This is a genomic window from Serratia sp. P2ACOL2 (genome assembly GCF_003691565.1).
GTDB classification, from domain to species: Bacteria; Pseudomonadota; Gammaproteobacteria; order Enterobacterales; family Enterobacteriaceae; genus Serratia; species Serratia liquefaciens.
Genome location: NZ_CP033162.1, coordinates 2667202 through 2684256, shown reverse-complemented (window position 1 = coordinate 2684256; position 17055 = coordinate 2667202). Strand labels below are relative to the sequence as shown.

The following is a 17055-nucleotide window of genomic DNA, read 5'->3' as shown; positions in this document are numbered from 1 at the left end:
GTTCACTAATGAAAACTTTGAAGCAATTTTGTTATCTTGCCGCCCCTTTCTGGGGGCGGCGTGCGGCGCTGTGGTCATGGCTGCTGCTTTTGGTGGTGTTGGCAATGAGCCTGTCATCGGTCTGGTTCAACGTGCGTCTCAACCAGTGGAATGGCGAATTCTATAATGCGCTGCAGCAGCTCAATAGCCAGTCGCTGTATCGTTTGCTACAGGACTTCTTGCTGATTATCACCGCGTTGATCCTGGTGGTGGTCTTTGCCGACTACCTCAAACAACGCTTGATCATGCGATGGCGTATCGGTATGACCCAGCATGTTCTGGCGCGCTGGCTGTCGGCGGACGGTCGCCACTACGATCTGAAAATCAATGCGCTGGTGCCAGATAACCCGGACCAACGTATCGCGGAAGACGTGCGGTTGCTGATTGAGTCCAGCCTGCGGTTGCTGATCACCTTTCTGCATTCGATGCTGACCCTGGTTTCATTCGCCACCATTCTCTGGCAACTGTCCGGCAGCCTTAATTTTGAGCTGATGCAACGCAGTTGGCGTCTGCCTGGCTACATGTTCTGGGTCTGTATTGTCTACACCTTGCTGGCTATTGGATTGACGCATTGGATTGGCTATCCACTGCGCCGACTCAATATGGAAAAACAGCGGCGCGAGGCGGACTATCGCAGTGGGCTGATTGCCCGCCGCGAGGCCAGCGACGCGATAGCCGGCCAAAGAGGCGAGCGGCATGAACAAGCGGCGCTGCTTTCCCGTTTCGCCGCCGTGGCGGAAAACTGGTACCAACTGATCCGTTACGAAAAAAACCTTTCATTCTTCACCGTCGGTTATCAGCAATTGAGTGCGCTGGCGCCGATCTTCTTTGCATTGCCCAAGTTTCTCGCCGGCGAATTGCTGCTGGGCGGGCTGATGCAGATCCGCCAATCCTTTGCGCAAGTGGCTGGGGCCTTGGGGTGGTTTATTTTCTCTTATCGGGAAATTGCCGCCTGGCAGGCTACCGTGACCCGTCTTTACAACTTTGTCGTACTGCTGGATGCCCCGGCCACTGACCCGACGGACAATGCGGCGGATCTGGCCACGCCGTTGCAAGCGACGCTGGACGTCAAGACGGCGGAGGGGCGCACGTTGTTGGAGAACGTCGTCATTACCGCCACTGCCGGTAGTTTGTCGTTGATTCAGGGCCGTTCCGGCATAGGAAAGTCTACGTTGTTACGAACGCTGAGCGGACATTGGCCGCATTTTCAAGGGCAGATCCACCGTAGCGACAGGGTGTGCTGGATCCCTCAGCGTCTCTATCTGCCGGTTGAACGGCTGGATGACCTGCTGGCGTACCCGCTGTCCCGCGGCAATTTCAGCGAGGCACGCTATCGCCAGGTATTGACTCAGGTTGGCCTGCCTCAACTGGTTGCGCAACTGGCGCTATCGACCGACTGGCAGCAGCGCTTATCCGGAGGGGAACAGCAACGCGTGATGTTCGCCAGGCTGCTGCTTAACCGTCCTGCATTGGTCTTATTGGACGAAACCACCTCCGCGTTGGACAAATCCAGCGCCCGTCATCTTCTGCTGTTGCTGAAACAACAACTTCCGCAAAGCGCGGTGTTATTGGTCAGCCACCAGGCTTTCCTGGCCGATATCGCCGAGTGCTGCTATGCGCTTGATGAGGCCTCGGTGAATAATCACGGAGTTACACCACCATGTTGAACCGGCTCGTCATGATCCCTCTGTTGGTCCTGCTGCTGGGCTGTGCGCCATCCCAAAAAGGCGCCGGCCCTCAACCCCTGCCGTTGCGGGCTGATTTACACCACTTCAAGCTGGATAACGGCATTCAGGTCTATCTGTTGCCGCGATCGCAACCCGGTGCCGAATTACGGCTGATCGTGAACAGCGGTTCGCTGCAGGAAACCGAACGGCAGCGCGGACTGGCTCATTTTGTCGAGCATATGGCCTTTAAGGGGACTCGCCATTTCCCCGGTGCCAGCAGTTTTAAATCGCTGGAAAAGCAGGGTATTACGCTGGGCAGTCACGTGAACGCGGCCACCAGTCTCAACGCCACCACCTACAAGCTTTCGTTGCCGAAGGCCGACGAACAGCAAGTGCAGCTGGGTCTGCGCATTTTGGCGGACTGGGCGGGGGGGATCAGTTTCGAGCCGGATGCTTTCCAAAAGGAACGCCAGGTGATTGTTGAAGAGTGGCGTTTGCGCCAAGGGGTGGGGTCTCGTATCAACCAGTCGCTGCAAGATTTGCGCTATCAGGGCAGCCGCTATGCGGAGCGTGATCCTATTGGCCTGCTGGACGTCGTAGAGCAAGCGCCCGTTGCCGATGCGATGGGCTATTATCAACAATGGTACCAGCCACAGCGTATGGCGTTGGTGGTGGTCGGCGCATTCGACCCCCGCAGGGTGCGTCAACAGGTGAGCAGCCTGTTTGCGATGCCGAAACCGGCCCATCCCGCGCAAGACAATCCCGATTGGAAAAGGTTTGCGCCACAGTCTGGATTATTGACCACCACAATACTGGACCCTGAGCAGGGAACACGGATTATCCAGTTGAGCATTCAGCGCGATCTGCCGCAGGCATTGAATACCGACAATGGTCAATGGCGCGATTTGCTGGATACCTTATGGCTCAACATACTTAACCGGCGACTCTCGCTGCTGGTCGATAACGAAATGCTACCGATGGCCAGCATCAATCAACAGGGCGCGCTATTGGATAACCAACGCATTCAGCATTTGCTGATCGCCCGTCCTAAAGACGACGACTATGCTGGAGCGCTACGCTTGCTGTTCGTCGAGTTGCAACGCCTGGCCAGCGCAGAGGTCAGCAAGCAAGAACTGGACGCTGCGCGCCAACAGGTCTTGACCAAATTACGCCAACAGGCTGCGGCAGAAGGGCGCTATCAGCATGATTATCTGGCGGATAACCTGACGACCGCCATCGAGTTTGATCTGCCGATGCTTAACAAACAGCAGCAGTTGGCGATGACGCAGGCCTGGCTCGATGCCATCACGGTGAAACATATTCAGGCGCAGGTGGCTGAATTGCTGACGGTGGGATCACCGCGCCTGGCGCTTATCGGCCCCGACAGCGATAAAAACAAGCTGGACACGCGGCAATTGGCGGCGCTCTGGGAAAGCATTCGCCATTCTCAGCCCGGCCCCTTCACGTTAACGGCAAAGCCGGTGACATTGTCACTGAGTTCGCCAGCGGCGGGCAAAATCATCGCCCGGCAGAAGCTGCCGGTGGCCGGAAGTGAGCAATGGACCCTGAGTAACGGATTGCGGGTGATCGTTAAAGCGGATAATAGCCTGAAAGACGACATTCAACTGTCATTGCGTATTCCAGGAGGACGCTCGTTAGAAGCGACCAACGGTGTCGGTGAAGTCAACTGGGCCATGCGTTTGCCAGAAGCCAGTGGCTACGGCCAGTACAGTGCCCGTCAGTTGGCCAGGCTGAACAAGCAGAACGACATTAGCCTCACGCCCTATGATGAAATGCTTTATCACGGGCTGCGGGGTTCGGCACCGCCGGAACAGTTGGAAACGTTGTTACAGCTGTTATATCTGAAAATCACCGCGCCGCAGTTTGACGCCAACAAACTGGAACAGCAAAAACAGGCCTTTGCCCTCAGTCTGGCAAAACAGCCGGTCGAACGGCAGTTTCTGGACCATCTGACCCGGGCAGCCTACCAAAATGGCGATCGGTTATTGATGACGCCAGAGGGCGCGTGGCGCGATTTCAGCGTCGAAAGTTTGTCCCGGCGACATCAGCAACTGTTTGCTGCGACTCAGGACATGACGTTAACCCTCAGCGGGGCGATAGACCTGCGTCGCTTGCAAACATGGGTGGAACGTTGGCCGGGCGCATTGCCGGCGTCAACGCAGCGTTCCCAGTGGCGGGATCTTGGCATTGTGCCAATACACCGTAGCCTCAACGCCGATTATCCGCTGGCCAGCAGCCCTAAAACCATGGTCAGCATGCAATTCTCGGCCGACGCGGCATGGTCGCAATCGAACCAGCTCGGTTTACAACTGCTGGATAAAATTGTCAGCCTGCGCCTGCGCTATGCACTGCGAGAGCAGGCCAGTGGGGTTTATACGTTGGGGTTCTCACAGTTGCTGGCCAAGTTACCGCAGCCTTATTATCTGGCACGTCTCAATTTTACCGTTGCGCCACAACGCGCCAAAGAGCTGAGCGACATAGCCCTGAAAGTTTTGCATCAGACCGCGCGCGAAGGCGTCAGCCAGCAAGAGTTGATTAAGGCGAAGAAGGCCTGGCGGATCGAACAACAGGCCAGCCAAAACAGCGCCAGCTATTGGACAGACACCTTAGCGCAGGTGGCGGCTGATGACGGAAACTTTGCGTCGTTGGCTCAGGAAGACACTTTGCTGGAGGCCGTAACCGTTGAACAACTCAACGAACTGGCGGCGCAGTGGATAGGCAAAAATGCAAAAGTCTTTACGCTAAGTCCGGCAAAAAATGCGCAGTAACGTCAGGCAACGCTAAAATTCGGCGGGAGCCACAGTCGGCATCCCGCCGGTTTTATGCCGCGTTATCGGATGAAGGGCGGTTAGCCCGATTTTCCCGCACCAGTCGCCAGCCAAAATTCATGCCCGCTGCTGCAAGCAAGATGGCGGCGGCGCCCGACAGCTGCATCAGGCTAAGGCGGTGTCCGAATACCGCCCAGTCGACGATAATCGCCACCAGGGGATAGATGAAAGACAACGCGCCTACCAGGGCAGTGGGGATTTTCTGGATGGCACTGTACAGCAGGGAAGACATCAGCCCGGTGTGCACCAGACCCAGGGTCGCCAGCAGCAACCAGCCGTTAGCCGTCGACGGCAGTTGGGCCCAGCCGGCGAACGGTGCCAGCAGCACGACGCCCAGAGTGAGCTGAATCAGCACGATCAGGTGCGGCGGCACCCCTTTCAAACGCTTGACGATCGCCGCCGCTACCGCATACATAAAGGCAGCGCCCAGCGCCAGCAACACGCCAGTGAAGTAATCGGCACTGGAATCGCCACCATCTTGTTTACCGCTAATGATCAGCAACATGCCGACGAAGGCCAGTAGCAGCCAGCCAAACTTGGTCGCCGTCATTTTTTCGCCGAAAAACAGCACCCCGAGCCCAACCAGCATAAAGGGCTGGACGTGATAGGTGACGGTCGCCACCGCAATAGAGGCATGGCTGTAAGCGCCGAACAACATTACCCAGTTCAGCACCAGGGCGACGCCGCCCAGCACCGCAATGGCAGCCTGACGTCGGGTTAACATGTCTTTTTTAAGCAGGCCAAGCAGGGCGCAGGCGATCAGCATCGCTAGCGCGCCAAACGCGCAGCGCCAGAAAACCACCGTAGCGGGCGGTTGCCCCAGCAGCATTACCGGCCAGCCCACGGTTCCGGAAATGACCATGGCGAGGGTCATCTGTAATATGCCGCCGGTTCTTATCTTCATTTGCCTTCTCCCTGCTAGTGCGCTTGCCGCCGTTGGCGGTTATCATTAAAATGAACAACTGAACATTATGATGAACACTCGATGACTGTTCGTCAAGACGAACAAACGAACGATATGGTGAACAATGAGCGACTTTGTCAGTAATAACGCTACGCCCATCGGCCTGCTTTCGGCCGCCATTCGCCGTGAACGCGAGCGATTGGGCCTTTCGGTTACCGAATTGGCTCGCCGAGCCGGGATTGCAAAATCGACGCTTTCGCAGCTGGAAACCGGCAGCGGCAACCCCAGCCTGGAAACCTTGTGGGCGTTGGCGATGGCGTTGGATGTGCCGGTCAGCCGGTTGATTTCTCAGCCACGCCAGCACGTGCAGGTGATCCGCGCCCATGAAGGGGTGACCACGGTTTCCGAACAGGCCAACTACGCCGCCACTCTGTTGGCGACCTGCCCGCCAGGGGCACAGCGCGATATTTACCGTCTACAGGTTCAACCGGGCGAAGCCCGCATTTCGCGGCCGCATATGCCGGGTACCATTGAGCATGTGATTATCAGCAGTGGCAGGGCGTTAGTCGGGCCGACGGACCAGCCGGTAGAATTGAACGCAGGGGATTACATCAGTTATTCCGCCGACCGCGAGCATATTTTTGACGCTTTGGAGAGCGATACTACGGCTGTCATGTTGATAGAGCAGGGTTAGGTCGGGCACACCCGGCCGAATCGGTATTTTATTGAAAACGATTCTCAGTTGTATTAGTGTGCCGCTCTTGCACCAGTGGTCCGCACTTTATCAATGTCACTGTTATCGTTTAAAAAACTTCAAGGAACGAAGATGAAAATTGTCATCCCTTCTCTCGTGTTGGCCGCTGGACTTGCGGCGACGCACCCGGCAACGCTGTTGGCCGTGGAAGCGCCGTCGGTCGCCACCAAGGATGCCGCCGTTAGCAATGATTTCAGCTTTGTGCGTTACCGCGCGGATTATCAAGTCCATGCCAATGCCAGCAACACCAAGACCGAGAGTTATGAGGTGCTGCTCAAAACCAAGGCGGCAGTCGAGAAGTTCAGCCAAATCCGCCTGAGCTACAGCGAAAAAATGGAAACGCTGAAGGTGGTTTCGGCCTATACGCTGACGGCCGATGGACAGCGCCATGATGTCGCGCCCGATCGCATTTATACCCAGGAAAGCTACTCCAGCGCCTCTGCGCCACTGTATGCCGATCGCAAGGTAAAGGTGATCGTCTTCTCCAACCTGGCGCCGGGTTCTCGCGTGGTGTATCAGGTGTTGCGCACGCAAAATACCCCGTACTTCCCGGACTACTTCGGCCTGTGGGAGACCTTCAGCGTCTTCGACCAGTTTGATGACGCCGAGGTCAATTTGCAGGCGCCGGCCAATGTGCCGATGCATGTCTTTACCCGAGGAGTAGAGGGCGCAGATAAGCCGCAGATCCGCGACGGTCAGGCCCACTGGCGCTGGCATTACCGGCGCAGTGAACCGCTGAAAGCGCAAAACTGGTCGGCGAACAGCTGGACATTCAGCCCAACCATCATGGCCAGTACCTACCGCGAATGGCCACAACTGGCCAAAGCCTATCAACAGAAAGCCAGTCAGGCGGCCAAAGTGACCCCGGCGATCCAGGCGTTGGCGGATAAAATTACCGACGGCATCAGCGACCGTCGTGAGCAGACGGCGGCGATTTATCGCTGGGTGGCACAGAATATTCGTTATGTGGCGGTCTATTTGGGCAACGGCGGGCTGGAGCCGAATTCGGCGCAGAGCATCCTGGATAATCACTATGGCGATTGCAAGGATCATGTGGTGATGCTCGAGGCGTTGCTGGCCGCCAAGGGCATCGTCAGTTCACCGGTGCTGATCGGCATGGACCAAGGGCCGATATTGCCGAAGGTGCCGCTGCTGGGGCGTTTTAACCACGCGATTACCTACGTGCCGGAGTTCAATCTGTATCTGGATTCAACCAGCCCCTGGGCGCGATTTGGCCAACTGCCGGGGGCTGACCTTGGGGCTCCGGTCCTGCTGACGCGCGAAGCCAAATTGGCGCGTACCCCTGACAATGACGAACAGCGTAACAATACGTCGCTCAGCGTGGACTTCTACTTCGATAAAGCAGGCAATATGCGTGGCCAAACTGAACGCAAGCTGGGTGAGGTGGATGAGATCGACCTGAGAGGCTATTTCTCGCAAATCAATCAGCAGAACCGGGCGCGAGTCGAAGAGAACATCATGGCGTCCTCTGGCATTGATGGCCGTGGGGTTATCGCGATGCACGGCGATGCGTTCGATCTCAAAAAGCCGTTTGCCTACAGTTATAAATTCAAAGCCGAGGATTATGTCGATTTCAGCGTGGTGGGCGGTATGGCCGTACCGACGCCGCCCGGCGGCAAGTCTTTCCGTACGCTTTACTCGACAACGTCCGCCCCGACTAACGAAACGCCGTTCTTCTGCACCGCGCAGCAGTACGACGAGACCTATCGCCTGCACCTGCCCGCCAACGTGCCGATTATCGCCATCCCCAAGAACCAGCAGTTCAGCAATGCGGCCGGAAAATACCAGGTTGAATGGCAGCTCGAAGGGCAACAGGTGGTGGTCAATCATCGGCTACAGCTGAATGCCGTTCGCGGTAAGGACGCGCTCTGTCAGGCACAGGATTATCCTGCCTTCCGCGCATTGTTCCAGCAGGTTCGGCGCGGCTTCCGTGGCCAGGTAGTGTATGGCGAGCTGGCGAACGCCGGGGTTAATTCTGCTGCAGTCGCCAAATAGAAACAAAAACACCGGGCGCACCTCTAACGGATCCGCCCGGTGTTTTATCGTTATTTTTTCACTACTAGCCCCACACCGCGGCCACGCGGATCGGAGGCGGTTTCCGGCGTGTCACCCTTGACGCGGATCGCCTGTATGTCCCCCATGTACCAGCCCTGATCTTCCAGTGTGTAACCCATCGCTTTCAACTGTTCAGCCACTTTGCCGGTCAGTGGAGCAAAAGCGTCGTAGAAGATAGTGTCTTTCGGCAACAGTTGGTGATGGACGCGCTGCGCGGCCACCGCTTGTTGCAGCGGTAACTGGTAGTCATAGAGATTGTTTATCACCTGGAAAATCGAGGTGAAAATGCGAGAACCGCCAGGGGTACCGATCACCAGGCTAACGTTGCCGTCGCGGGTGATAATGGTCGGGCTCATGGACGAAAGCATGCGTTTGCCCGGTTCAATGGCGTTGGCGTCGCTACCGACCACGCCAAAGGCATTGGCCACGCCCGGTTTGGCGCTGAAGTCGTCCATTTCGTCATTCAACAGGAAGCCTGCGCCTTTCACCACTACGCCGCTGCCGAAGTCCCAGTTCAGCGTATAGGTATTGCTGACCGCGTTGCCCTGAGCGTCAACAATCGAGAAATGCGTGGTTTGATGGGGCTCTAACCCTGGGCGCACCTTTTCGGTCGGTGAAATGGCGGTCGGGTTGATCTCCGCAGCCCGCTTTTGTAAATAATCCGGGGCGACCAACTGGGCAACCGGCACCTTGGCAAAGTCAGGATCGCCAAGGTAATCGGCACGATCGGCAAAGACGCGCTTTTCGATTTCCGAGAGTAAGTGAATATAGCGGGCGGAATTAAGCGCCACGCCTTTGAAATCGGCAGCGCGATCTTCCTTTATGCCCAGTAACTGCGCCAGCGCGATGCCGCCGGAGCTCGGCAGCGGGGCGGTATAAAGGGTATTGCCGCGCCAGGCGATTTTCATCGGTTCGCGCCATTTCACCCGGTAGTCAGTCAGATCTTCCTCGGTGATCAGGCCGCCATCGCGTTGCATCTGGGCGATCAGCAGCTTGGCCGTTTCCCCCTGATAGAAGTCGTCAGCGCCTTTGTTGGCGATGCGTTCCAGCGTTTTGGCCAGCTCCGGCTGTTTAAACACCGCGCCGGGTTTCATGCTGCCAAAGTAATCACCGAAGTTGGTTTTGTCGGCGAACAGCTTATTGGCATCCTCACGGTATTGGTATTGCTGACCGGCCACCTTAAAGCCTTGTTGCGCATAGCCGATAGCCGGGGTCAGCAGTTCTGCCCAGGGCAACTTGCCGAAGCGTTTATGCGCTTCCCACAGCCCGAGTACCGTGCCGGGTACGCCGGCGGCCTTGGTGCCCACCAGGCTGAGGTTCTCGATCACTTCGCCTTTTTCGTTAAGGTACATGGTTTTGGTGGCCGCTTTGGGGGCGACTTCCCGGTAGTCGAGGAAGTAGGGCTTGCCGTCGACGTACAGGGTCATAAAACCGCCGCCGCCGATGTTGCCGGCCTCCGGGTAGGTCACCGCCAGCGTAAAGGCGGTCGCGACCGCGGCATCGACAGCATTACCGCCGGCCTGCAAAATTTGTGCGGCCACTTTGGCACCGTATTGATCCGGTGCCGCCACGGCACCGGCGTTCAGATTAGCGGCGAATACCGAAGGGCTGAGCGTGGCTAACGCCACGCCAAGTGCTAATGTTTTTAATAAACCAGAATGCATAGCCTTTCCTTTTCGAATTGAACGATGACAGGTGAATTCAATCTCAACAATCACTTAGCGCCATTGTTTCAGCTTGTTCGGGCGCTTGATTGAAAGTAGCACCGCTCAATCCGTCGCGCTTTATCCTGCGTTTGGAAGCGTGAGGTAGAACGTTAAATCGCCGCCGGTAATTGGGTTAGTAACCACTCACAGAAATGCTGAGTAAGGGGATTATTCTCGCTGTCGCGATGAATCAGCCACGCCCACTGGGGGCCGCGTACGCTCTGTTCGGTCAGCGGCTGCAGCAGGCCTCTGGCCTGTGCCTGCTGTGCCAGCAGTTGGCTGACCAGAGCGATGCCCAGACCGTCGCAGGCCGCATCCAACAGCAGGCCGGGATCGGAGAAGTTCAGGCCGTGGCTGCTTTGCCCGACGTTGGCGCCGCCCAGAACCGCCCAATGGCTCCAGTCCATCTCACGTTCGCCGTGCAAGGTGGTGCGTTGTGCCTTATCCCGCTTCAGCAACTCAGGATGGCAAGCCGGATAGAGCCGATCCTGATGCAGCATTTTGAGACTACATTCAATTTGCGCGCTGAGATCGTCGCGGATCGCCAGATCGACAGTTTCGGTCGCCATATCCGGTGGATCGAAGGTGGTGAACAGCCACAGGTCGATATCCGGGTGCTGCCGGTGGAAGCTTTTAAGGCGTGGAACCAGCCAGTGGCGGGCGAATGCCGGCGTAGTGTTGACGATCAGTTGGTTGGGTTTGCGGTACTGCTCCAGACGGCGGATGCCAACGGCCAACTGTTGCAGCATCACCTGGGCAGTGCTGTAGAGATCCTGTCCGGCATCGGTCAGGCTGACGCTGCGGCCGCTGCGGAAAAACAGCGGTTGCTCCAGGAAGGCTTCCAGGCTGCGAATTTGTTGGCTGATCGCCGACTGGGTGAGGTGCAACTCATCGGCGGCCTGGTGGAAACTGCCCAGCCGGGCGGCGGCTTCAAAACCGCGCAGGGCGTTCATCGGGGGCCAGTGCTTTAGCATTATTGATAAGCCTATCTAATCAGGTGTCTGCTAAATGTATCCTTTGTTTTACCTGGATTAAAGGGATTAACATAGCTGTTATCGACATCACGCCGTCTTTTGCTGAATAGATTAGCTTATTGTTTTGGCGGCAATACAGGAGCAAACCATGTCAACACGTCGTGAATTTATCAAACAGGCTTCCCTGATTGCCGGCATTAGCCTGACGGCCTCGATGGGGCTGGCATCATTGTCCAGCCACGCGGCTCAGAAAACGGCTGGCGGGAACTGGCGCATGCCCGATGAGGGGGAGCCTCAGCAATGCGCCTTTATCGCTTTTGGCGCACAGCGGGCGATTTGGGGGGCGTTCACGGCGGACGTGCAAGATGCTCTGGGGCGCATTGCCCGTGCTATCGCGGTTTACCAGCCGCTGACGGTATTTTGCCGTGAACGTGAACGAGAGTTAGCGGAGAGAAAATGCGGTAGCCACAATGTGACCTTTGTCATTACCGAGCTCGATGATATTTGGATGCGCGATATCGCTGCCAATTTCGTTACCAACAACGCGGGTGAATTGGCGGCGGTGGACTTCAACTTTAACGGCTGGGGCAATAAGCAACGGCACGGTAAAGATGCTCAGTTGGCCGCTTTCCAGGCCAGACATTTCGGCGTTAACCCACTGCGCCGCAGCGCCTTGACAGGAGAAGGCGGTGGCATCGAGGTGGATGGTCATGGCACCGGCATCATGACCGAGAGCAGTTGGGTCAATCGCAACCGCAACCCTGGCTGGAGCCGTGAGCGGGTAGAGCAAGAGCTCAAAGCGATGCTGGGCCTGCGAAAAATCATCTGGCTGCCGGGGATTAAAGGCAAAGACATTACCGACGCTCACGTCGATTTTTACGCCCGTTTCGTCAGCCCAGGCGTGGTGATCGCCAATCTGGACAGCGATCCTGAGTCCTACGACCATCAGGTCACACTGGATCATTTGGCGATCCTCAAACAGGCCACGGATGCCGATGGCCGCAAGATACAGGTGCATACGGTGTCGCCACCGCTGGATCCACGCCGTAGCCGCTTCAGCAAAGGCAATGCGGATTTTGCCGCCGGTTACATCAATTACTTTGTCATCAACGGCGCGATTATCGCCCCGGAGTTTGGCGATGCCGAGGCGGATGCCGCAGCTTTGGCATTATTGACGGCGCTTTACCCGCAGCGTGAAGTGGTGCAGTTGAATATCGACGCTATCGCCGCCGGTGGTGGGGGCATCCACTGCGTGACCAGTCAGTTGCCGGCCGTTTAAGTCTTGCTACAACAGGGCCAGCCTTGGCCCTGTCGAGAGAACGCGGGTCAATACGTGTGGAAGTAATCCTGAATGACGCGAGGATTATGGGTTTTGGTCAGCGACAGCATCAGCAGAATACGCGCCTTGGCCGGGTTGAGCGAATCGGACACCAGGCCAGGTTGCCCGCTGTCCTCGGGGACAATACCGCTGCCGGTGCGGCTGGCGCGAACCACCAGCACACCGGCTTTCTCCGCTTTTTTGATCCCGGCAGAGCTGCGCACTGAGACCGAGCCGGCACCGGTACCAGCGTAAACAATGCCATCCACTTTATGCTGAATGGCCGCATCGTACATGTATTCAGGGTCGTCCTGATAACCATAAATAATGTCGACTTTTGGCAGCACCTTGACATCACGTACGTCAAATACCGAGCGAGTGGTGTGGATCTTGTCGACTCGGGTTTCAAAGTAGGGCTTGCCACCGACAATTACGCCCAGATAGCCTTCTTCCGGGGCCTTGAAGGTGTCCAGCGTGGTGGCGTTGGTTTTGGTGCTGAAACGGGCCGAGCCAATGCGATCGTTCAGAACGACCATAACGCCACGCCCCACGGACTGCTTGTCGGCGGCAACGGTGACCGCATCCAGCAGGTTCATTGGGCCGTCGGCGCTGATGGCCGTGGCAGGGCGCATCGCGGCGGTAAACACCACCGGTTTGTTGCTCTTGACCGTCAGATTAAGAAAGTACGGCGATTCGTCCAGCGTATCGGTTCCGTGCGTGATCACCACGCCATCCACATCACTGCGTGAAAGCAGCTCATTGACCCGCTTGGACAGCTTGAGCAGGATATCGCTGGTCATGTTTTCGCTGCCGATATTGGCAATCTGTTCGCCGTCTACGCGGGCGACTTTCTGCATTTCCGGCACCGCTGCAATCAGCGTTTCCACTCCCAGTGCCCCAGCCTTATAACCGGTGGTTTGTGTATTACTGGCCGCAGAGCCGGCGATGGTGCCGCCGGTGGCTAAAATCACGATGTGCGGTAAGTCCCCGGCGGCGCTTGCCACGCCGGCAAAGCTGAAGGTGAAGCAGATCAATGCCACTCTAATTGTTTGAAACATAAGCTACCCCTGATTAACAAGCCAAATTAGCAGGAGTAGCCAAAGCAAAAAGGGTGCCAGTTAGACAGTTAGCGGTAGCAGAGGACAAAGATCCATACCGATGCGAAATGACGCTCGTTGGAGGAGCGAGTCGCACCAAAATGGATCTCGTTCTAGCGCTGCGGTCCCAGCCCGTAGCTTAATAATGCAATGGCATGCCGCGCGATGACTTCAGCGCTCTGCGGGCCGTTGCTGCTGTTGTTGTCACGGTGCCATTTCGGCGCGGTGGCCAGCGGCAGCAGAGTCATGCCAAACAGGGTGATAAACAGCAAAGAGGGTTCCAGATCGGCACTCAGCTTGCCTTCTGCCTGCCAGCGCATAATCGACTTCAGGGCCGCTTTGCGCTGCGCATCACCAAAACGCTCATCCATCCGTTGCTTCAGTACGCCGTTATCACTCATCACTTCTCGCAACCACAGCGGGGCGAACCAGGGATGTGCGGTGGAGATATCGATAAACCTTTGGGCCAGTTGGGTGAAGGCGGCAATAGGATCGTCCGCATTGGCGTCGAAAACGCTGCCGGCGGCCAGCCGTACCGGCAGGAAACGCTCTTCGATCAGCACCTCCAGCAGCTGTTCGCGGTTGTGAAAATAGTAGTGGAGCATGGCGGGGGTGACGCCGGCTTCACGGGCAATGGCATTGAGCGAAGTATCGGCAATGCCTTGGCGGGCAAACAAATTAAGCGCCGTGTCCAGCAGGTGCTCGCGTTTTTCTGTGCCCTTGGTGCCGCCGCTTGGCCGACCAGGGCGGCGCGGGGCTTGAACGTTTTGTGCTGTCATCGCGGTGAGATCCATTGACCGGAGAAAAGAATCACTCATATATTAATTACTCGATTAATTAATTACAAGTGAGCTCATCTAAATGGGGATCGGTCATCTGGCAGGCAGCGAAGACAGCGGCAGGGCGTCTGGGCAGGCGCCCTCGATCCGGCTGTTGTTCTCCGCATTGCTGCTGGTCATGTTGCTGGCGGCGCTCGATCAAACCATTGTCTCTACGGCATTACCGACCATTGTTGGCGAGTTCGGTGGCCTGGAAAATCTGTCGTGGGTAGTCACCGCCTATTTGCTGGCATCGACGATAGTGGTGCCGCTGTATGGCAAGTTCGGCGATCTGTTCGGCCGTAAAATTGTGCTGCAGATTGCCATTGTGGTCTTCCTGCTCGGCTCGGTGCTGTGCGGATTGGCGCAAAACATGGCCCAGCTTATCCTGATGCGTGCCCTGCAGGGGCTGGGCGGTGGCGGTTTGCTGGTCGTCACCATGGCGGTGGTGGGCGATGTGATCCCGCCGGCCGAACGCGGACGCTATCAGGGCCTGTTTGGCGGCGTATTCGGCCTGGCGACGGTGGTAGGCCCTTTGATTGGTGGGGTGCTGGTGCAGCATTTCTCATGGCGCTGGATTTTCTATATCAACCTGCCGCTGGGGATTTTCGCGCTGCTGGTGATTGGGGCGGTGTTCCAATCCCGGGTCAATCGGGTCAAGCATGAAATCGATTTCCTGGGGGCCAGCTATCTGGCTGCCGCGCTGACCTGCATTATTTTGTTTACCAGTCAGGGCGGTACGGTCATGGCCTGGTCTGACGGGCAGCTGTGGTGCATTTTGGCCTTTGGTTTGGTGTCATTGGGCGGTTTTATCTACGAAGAGCGCCTGGCGAGCGAGCCTATCATTCCGCTCGACTTATTCCGCAACAGGACCTTTTTGCTGTGCGCCTTGGTCGGCTTTATCGTCGGTATGTCGCTGTTTGGTTCGGTGACTTTCCTGCCGCTGTATTTGCAGGTGGTGAAGAATTCCACGCCGACCCAGGCCGGGATGCAGCTGCTGCCGCTGATGGGCGGGATCATGATCAGCTCCATCGTTAGCGGTCGGTTAATCAGCAAGCGCGGCAAATACCGTATTTTCCCGATTATAGGCACCAGCTGTGCCCTGGTAGGCATGATTCTGCTGGGGACGCTGAAAAACTCGACGCCGGTACATCTGCTGTATCTCTACATCAGCCTGCTGGGGTTGGGATTGGGTATGGTGATGCAGGTGATGATCCTGGCGGCGCAAAACAGCGTCGAGCCAAAACACATGGGCGTTGCCACTTCGAGCGCTACGCTGTTTCGCTCTATCGGCGGATCCATCGGGGTAGCCGTGTTTGGCGCGATTTTTACCAATGTGCTGCACAGTCGGTTGGCCAGCTTGCTGCCTGAAGGGACGGCGTTACCGCGTTCCTTGGGCGCGGCGGCGGTGCACCATCTGCCGTTGACATTGCAGAACGACTATTTGCAAGCCTTTGGCGGGGCCATTCACTCGGTGTATCAGATTGCCGCCGGGGTCATGGCGCTGGCCTTTGCATTGACCTGGTTGCTGAAAGACGTGCCGCTTCGTCATAAGTAAAACCGCCAAAACCGGTGCGTAAAGCAGGCGCGCACCGGTTCTCCTCATGCTCTGCGATGCAATTTTACGCAATCCTTACGCAACCCTGTCAGACTAAAAACGGCGCTTTCTATATATTGAGAATAAACGTTCTCAATAGGATGGATAGTCGATGCAAAGGAAAAAGGTTTTACTTGTCAGCCTGTCGTTATTGCTGGCCGCTTGTGATGGCCAGAGCGGTGGAGCACCCGCCGGCGCCGGTAGCGTGCAAGAAGTGGGTGTCGCGACGCTGCAGGCTCAACCGGTAACGCTGAGCAGCGATTTGACCGGCCGCGTGAACGCCACCATGACCTCGGACGTTCGTCCTCAGGTGGACGGCATTATCAAAAAACGCCTGTTTACCGAAGGTGCCGAGGTCAAGGCCGGGCAGGTGCTGTATCAGATCGACCCCGCAACCTATCAGGCCAGCTACGATCAGGCTGCCGCTCAGTTGAAAAGCGCTGAGGCCACCGTGAAGTCCAGCCGCCTGAAGGCACAGCGTTACGCCGCACTGGTAAAAGAGAATGGCGTTTCCAAACAGGATGCGGATGATGCCATGGCAACCTATCTGGAGGCGGTTGCCGCCGTCGCACAGTATCAGGCCTCTTTGGAGTCGGCCAAAATCAATCTCGCGTACACTCAGGTGCGCGCGCCTATCTCCGGCCGTATCGGCATTTCCTCCGTTACGCCGGGTGCTTTGGTGACCGCCAGTCAGACCGACGCCCTGGCGACCATTCGCGCGCTCGATCCGATTTATGTCGATCTCACTCAGTCCAGCAGTCAATTGCTCAAACTGCGTAGACAGCAGGCATCGCTGAAACGTGACGATGTCACGCCGGTAGCTATCAAACTCGAGGACGGCACGCCATATACCCACCCCGGTAAACTGGAGCTGACGGAAGTGGCGGTAGACGAGTCGACCGGCTCCGTCACCCTGCGTGCGGTGTTCCCTAATCCCGAGCACGAATTGCTGCCCGGCATGTATGTTCACGCCACGGTAGACAACGGCGTCGATCCCAAGGGGATTTTGGCGCCTCAGCAGGGGATCACCCGTAACGCCAAGGGCGAAGCCACGGCGCTGGTTGTTAACGCGCAAAACAAAGTGGAGCAACGCACGGTCATTACCGAGCAGGTTATCGGCAGCAACTGGCTGGTCAGCAAGGGCCTGAATGCCGGTGACCGTCTGATCGTTGAAGGCACCAATAAGGTGGCTGCGGGCGTTGAGGTCAAAGCGGTTGATGTGAAACAACCGACGGCTAACGGCGGGGAGCAGTAAC

12 protein-coding genes are annotated in these 17055 nt (G+C 57.1%); 7 read left to right on the top strand and 5 right to left on the bottom strand.

The annotated features are described in order from the left end of the window. Nucleotides 1–8: 8 nt before the first annotated feature. Both EBA31_RS13065 and EBA31_RS13060 read left to right on the top strand, forming a co-directional pair. A complete protein-coding gene (locus EBA31_RS13065) occupies nt 9–1706 on the top strand; it encodes an ABC transporter ATP-binding protein/permease (protein WP_122079397.1) in 1698 nt (565 codons plus the stop codon). Next, nucleotides 1700–4495, top strand: a complete 2796-nt coding sequence (locus tag EBA31_RS13060) for a pitrilysin family protein (protein WP_238387461.1) — start codon at nt 1700–1702, stop codon at nt 4493–4495. Before EBA31_RS13065 ends, EBA31_RS13060 begins: the two co-directional genes overlap by 7 nt. Before the next feature lie 52 nt (nt 4496–4547). Here EBA31_RS13060 and EBA31_RS13055 read toward each other — a convergent pair whose 3' ends face one another. Next, nucleotides 4548–5459 (bottom strand): DMT family transporter, encoded by a 912-nt coding sequence (locus EBA31_RS13055; RefSeq protein ID WP_122079396.1) that lies wholly within the window; start codon nt 5457–5459, stop codon nt 4548–4550. A 124-nt stretch (nt 5460–5583) separates the two neighbouring features. Between EBA31_RS13055 and EBA31_RS13050 the strand changes: the two genes are divergently transcribed. Both EBA31_RS13050 and EBA31_RS13045 read left to right on the top strand, forming a co-directional pair. Then, entirely contained in the window at nt 5584–6153 is a 570-nt protein-coding gene (locus EBA31_RS13050; RefSeq protein ID WP_122079395.1) for a helix-turn-helix domain-containing protein, read from the top strand. Between the two features lie 132 nt (nt 6154–6285). Further along, entirely contained in the window at nt 6286–8229 is a 1944-nt protein-coding gene (locus EBA31_RS13045) for a DUF3857 domain-containing protein (protein ID WP_122079394.1), read from the top strand. A gap of 50 nt (nt 8230–8279) precedes the next feature. On the opposite strand, the gene ggt is transcribed toward EBA31_RS13045, so the two are convergent. Together ggt and EBA31_RS13035 are read right to left on the bottom strand one after the other, a co-directional pair. Next, nucleotides 8280–9953, bottom strand: a complete 1674-nt coding sequence (gene ggt / locus EBA31_RS13040; RefSeq protein ID WP_122079393.1) for a gamma-glutamyltransferase — start codon at nt 9951–9953, stop codon at nt 8280–8282. Between the two features lie 152 nt (nt 9954–10105). After that, on the bottom strand, nt 10106–10969 hold the full coding sequence (locus EBA31_RS13035) for a LysR family transcriptional regulator (protein ID WP_122079392.1): 864 nt from the start codon (nt 10967–10969) through the stop codon (nt 10106–10108). A gap of 148 nt (nt 10970–11117) precedes the next feature. On the opposite strand from EBA31_RS13035, the gene EBA31_RS13030 reads away from it, so the two are divergent. Next, the gene (locus tag EBA31_RS13030; protein WP_122079391.1) at nt 11118–12248 is read left to right on the top strand and encodes an agmatine/peptidylarginine deiminase; all 1131 of its coding nucleotides are present in this window, start codon (nt 11118–11120) and stop codon (nt 12246–12248) included. Nucleotides 12249–12295: 47 nt separating this feature from the next. Here EBA31_RS13030 and EBA31_RS13025 read toward each other — a convergent pair whose 3' ends face one another. Further along, entirely contained in the window at nt 12296–13345 is a 1050-nt protein-coding gene (locus EBA31_RS13025; protein WP_020826952.1) for a type II asparaginase, read from the bottom strand. A gap of 152 nt (nt 13346–13497) precedes the next feature. After that, nucleotides 13498–14163 (bottom strand): TetR/AcrR family transcriptional regulator, encoded by a 666-nt coding sequence (locus EBA31_RS13020; protein WP_238387460.1) that lies wholly within the window; start codon nt 14161–14163, stop codon nt 13498–13500. Between the two features lie 82 nt (nt 14164–14245). Between EBA31_RS13020 and EBA31_RS13015 the strand changes: the two genes are divergently transcribed. Further along, nucleotides 14246–15760, top strand: coding sequence for an MDR family MFS transporter (locus tag EBA31_RS13015; protein ID WP_122079389.1), 1515 nt, complete (start codon nt 14246–14248; stop codon nt 15758–15760). Between the two features lie 151 nt (nt 15761–15911). Next, nucleotides 15912–17054 carry an efflux RND transporter periplasmic adaptor subunit gene (locus EBA31_RS13010; protein ID WP_122079388.1) on the top strand — a complete coding sequence of 381 codons (1143 nt, stop codon included), beginning with the start codon at nt 15912–15914 and terminating at the stop codon, nt 17052–17054. Nucleotide 17055: the final 1 nt, after the last annotated feature.